Genomic DNA, 3,393 nt, shown 5'->3' with positions numbered 1-3,393 from the left:
AACCGGCACCCCGGGCGGCATCTGCACGATGGCGAGCAGGGCGTCCATGCCGTCCAGCGCCCCACCCGAGATCGGGACGCCGATCACGGGCAGTGTGGTCAGCGCGGCGACGGCTCCTGGCAGGGCGGCGGCGAGCCCGGCGCCGGCGATGACGACCGCGATCCCGCGGGTGGCCAGTTCGCCCACGTACCCCGCGAGGGTGCGGGGGGACCGGTGGGCCGACACCGACACCTGCTCGTAGGGGACGCTGAAGCGCTCCAGCGTTGCGCCGGCCTTGCTCATCGTCTGGGCGTCCGAGGGAGAGCCGTACACGATGGCTACCTTCGGCGACTGCGCGTTCGGGGTGGTCCGAGGAATCTCGCTCATACCTGCTCGTTCACTCACCTTCTGGACGACTGGCTGATCGGACGCGGGAACCCCGGGCGGACACCGCCCGGACGGTGATCTCCGGCGTTGCCGGGTGGGCGGACACGCCGGGTGGGACGGATGCAGCAGACCGGGTGTCGGCCCTGTTCTCCGCTGCGGATCCCATGATCATGATCCGGATCTCTGCGGATCAGGATCTCGTGGTCCAGCCGTGCTGATCCGTCAGGAACCTCGGTCCACCGAGCCCGGACCCCCACCGCCGGGTGTTCCTTGCCGGGTCAGGTCACCGATGCGAGTCAGGTCACCGATGTCGGTCCGGTAGTGCGCCCCGGCCAGGGAGACGCGGCTGATCGCCTCGTAGGCCGAGGCTCTCGCGGCCTCCAGATGCGACCCGATCGCAGTGACACACAGTACGCGCCCACCGGACGACACGATCCTGCCCTCGGCGTCCCGGCGGGTACCCGCATGCAGGACGTCCACACCGGTCAGGGCTCCGGCGGCGGCAAGGCCGATGATCGGATCGCCGATCTTCGGTGACTGTGGGTAGCCAGGTGCCGCAATGACGACCGTGATCGCCGCGCCGGATCGCCACACCGGCGCCCGGCGCCCCGACAGCACGTCGGTCAGCGGCGTGGCCAGCAGCGCCAGGATCGCCTGCACCTCGGGGTCGCCGAACCGGACGTTGAACTCCACGACCCGCACGCCGCGGGAGGTCAGCGCGAGACCGGCGTAGAGCAGGCCGGAGAACGGCGTGCCGCGGCGGGCCATCTCGTCCACGACGGGTTTGATCACCTTGCTGACGACCTCGGACACGAGCCCGGGGGGTGCCCACGGCAGCGGTGCGTAGGCCCCCATCCCGCCGGTGTTCGGCCCGGTGTCGCCGTCCCCGACCCGTTTGTGGTCCTGCGCGGGCAGCAGTGGCACGATCGTCCCGGCTTCCGTGACGACCGCGAACAGGGAGACCTCCGGGCCGTCGAGGTATTCCTCGATCACGACCCGGTCGTCCGCCCGGCGCAGGCAGGATCGCACGGCTGTCACCGCGCCTGCCCGGTCGGTGGTCACGGTGACACCCTTGCCGGCGGCCAGACCGTCGTACTTGACGACGTAGGGCGGGCCGAACTCGTCGAGGTCGGCCAGTGCCGGCTCGATCTCGGTGTGGTCGCGGGAGGCCGCGGTCGGGACACCCGCGGCACGCATCACGTCCTTGGCGAACGCCTTGCTTCCCTCCAGGCGCGCCGCCGCGGCGGACGGCCCGAAGCAGTTCAGGCCCCGAACCCGCAGCTCGTCGGCTGCCCCGGCGACAAGGGGGACCTCCGGTCCGATGATGGTCAGATCGGCCCGGACGGTCTGCGCGAGGGTCGCGACGGCGTCCGGGTCGCAGACGTCGAGCGGACGCGGCTCGGCGAGATCCGCGGTGCCGGCGTTACCCGGGGCGCAGACGATCGAGCTCACGGCCGGATCGCGCGACAACGCCCGGCACAGGGCATGCTCCCGGCCTCCCGAGCCGACGACGAGAACCTTCACCTCGTCACCTGTGACCCGTCGCTACCGTCGGATCAGCCGCTACCGTCGGACCAGCCGCTGCCACCTGCCCGACCGGCGGCCGGAGGCCGACCGCCCCCCGGCCGGACGCTCGCGCGGTCGCCGTGCCTGCGTGGGAATCGGTGTGGGAGGGCACGCGGTACAGGGTAGCGCTCACTGCGATCAACTTCCCGGCCCGGCCCGGCCCGGCCTGGCTGCGGGATGCGCCCACAGTGTGGTAATCGGGAGCGGCTCGGGCAGGTCCGGAGGGGCTTCGCAGGGGTTCACAGTGTTCGCAGTGGACGTCCAGGCGGTTGTCCGGACGAGCTGTCCACGGACTTCCGTCTTCCGTCTACGGGTCGATCCTTCCCCGTCTACAGGCTGACGCCGGCACACCACAGCATGTGCGCCAGGCCGTACACCAGTTGTTGTGCGCATCGCCGGGCGTCCACCTCGGCCATGGACCCGACGACCGTATGGATGTCCACCGGCCACACCCGAACCTCACGACCCAGTGCGTGCAGTGGTCCCGGGTCGTCCCGTCCCTCGAAGGTCTGTCCGTCGCTGCCGACGAACAGGTGCAGGCAGCGGCCCGTGTACGGGAAGTCCTCGTTACGCCAGTACAGCACCGGCCAGACCAGCGGTGATGCCCGCCGGCCGCGCCGACGGTCCTTCGCGTGACCGGAGCTGCGCCTGCCGGCCTTCCTGCCAGCCTTCTCACTGTTTGTGATCTCACTGTTTGTGATCTCTGTCGAAGGCTGTCCGGTCGCGCTGTTCCCTGTCGCACCGGCACCGGTGGAAACCGGGACCGAGCTCGGTGGCTGCCGGCGACGCCCGCTGCGGGCAACCGGCGGCAGGCGCTCCCCGACCACGCGAACCCCCAGGGCCGGCGAGAGGTTCTCGGCCGCGCAGACGGCGAGGAACTCGGCGATCTGCTGATCCACGTGGGTGGCGACGGCGTCCGCCCGCTTGCGGCGCTGCTCCTCGACCCGGTTGGCGCTGCGGATGGCGTAGCTGCCGCGAACCACAACCTCCACCAGGCTGGCGGGAAGCACGTCGCCGGTGGGCGAGAATCCGACCGGCCGGGCGTGCACACCGACGGCCGGCCTCGCGGCCGGCGACTGAGCGACCAGGCCGCTGGTGTGCGGCACCGACGTCCGGTGGGCCGGCAAAGAACCAACAGGACCGGCCGCGGGCCTACCGCCGCGCGGCAGGCCGACCTGTGGGGCGTCAGGTTCTAGTCGGTGGATGTCGGAGCCGGGGCGGGTGGGGACGCGCCTGTCGTCCGGCATGTCCGGCAGGGCGTTCTGCGCAGAAGCCCAGGTGTTCTCCGTAGAAGCGCTGTGCGGCGGCAGCGGGGCGTTGCCCGGCGAGGCTGCCTCGGGCGGGTCGCCGTCTGTCGGGTTGCGCTTCGGTGGGCTGCCGTCCGCCGGGCCTCGGTCAGGCGGGCCCGGGGTGGTCCGGTCCGCGGCGGTCCGGTCCGCGCCGGTCCGGTCTGTGGTCGGT

The 3,393-nt window shown here is 71.7% G+C and carries 3 protein-coding genes; all 3 read right to left on the bottom strand.

Annotation, left to right across the window (positions count from 1 at the left end; genetic code table 11):
* Positions 1-366 (bottom strand): AIR carboxylase family protein (locus tag DD1DGNOD_RS25440; RefSeq protein ID WP_131771191.1); only part of this gene is annotated, 366 nt, incomplete at its 3' end.
* A 222-nt stretch (positions 367-588) separates the two neighbouring features.
* On the bottom strand, positions 589-1,890 hold the full coding sequence (gene purD, locus DD1DGNOD_RS25435; protein ID WP_131768862.1) for a phosphoribosylamine--glycine ligase: 1,302 nt from the start codon (positions 1,888-1,890) through the stop codon (positions 589-591).
* A gap of 371 nt (positions 1,891-2,261) precedes the next feature.
* On the bottom strand, positions 2,262-3,393 hold a 1,132-nt coding region (locus tag DD1DGNOD_RS25430; protein WP_206443431.1), incomplete at its 5' end, for a hypothetical protein.

This window comes from Candidatus Protofrankia californiensis (genome assembly GCF_900634765.1).
GTDB lineage: Bacteria > Actinomycetota > Actinomycetes > Frankiales > Frankiaceae > Protofrankia > Protofrankia californiensis.
This window is presented reverse-complemented; position numbering and strand designations above follow the sequence as displayed.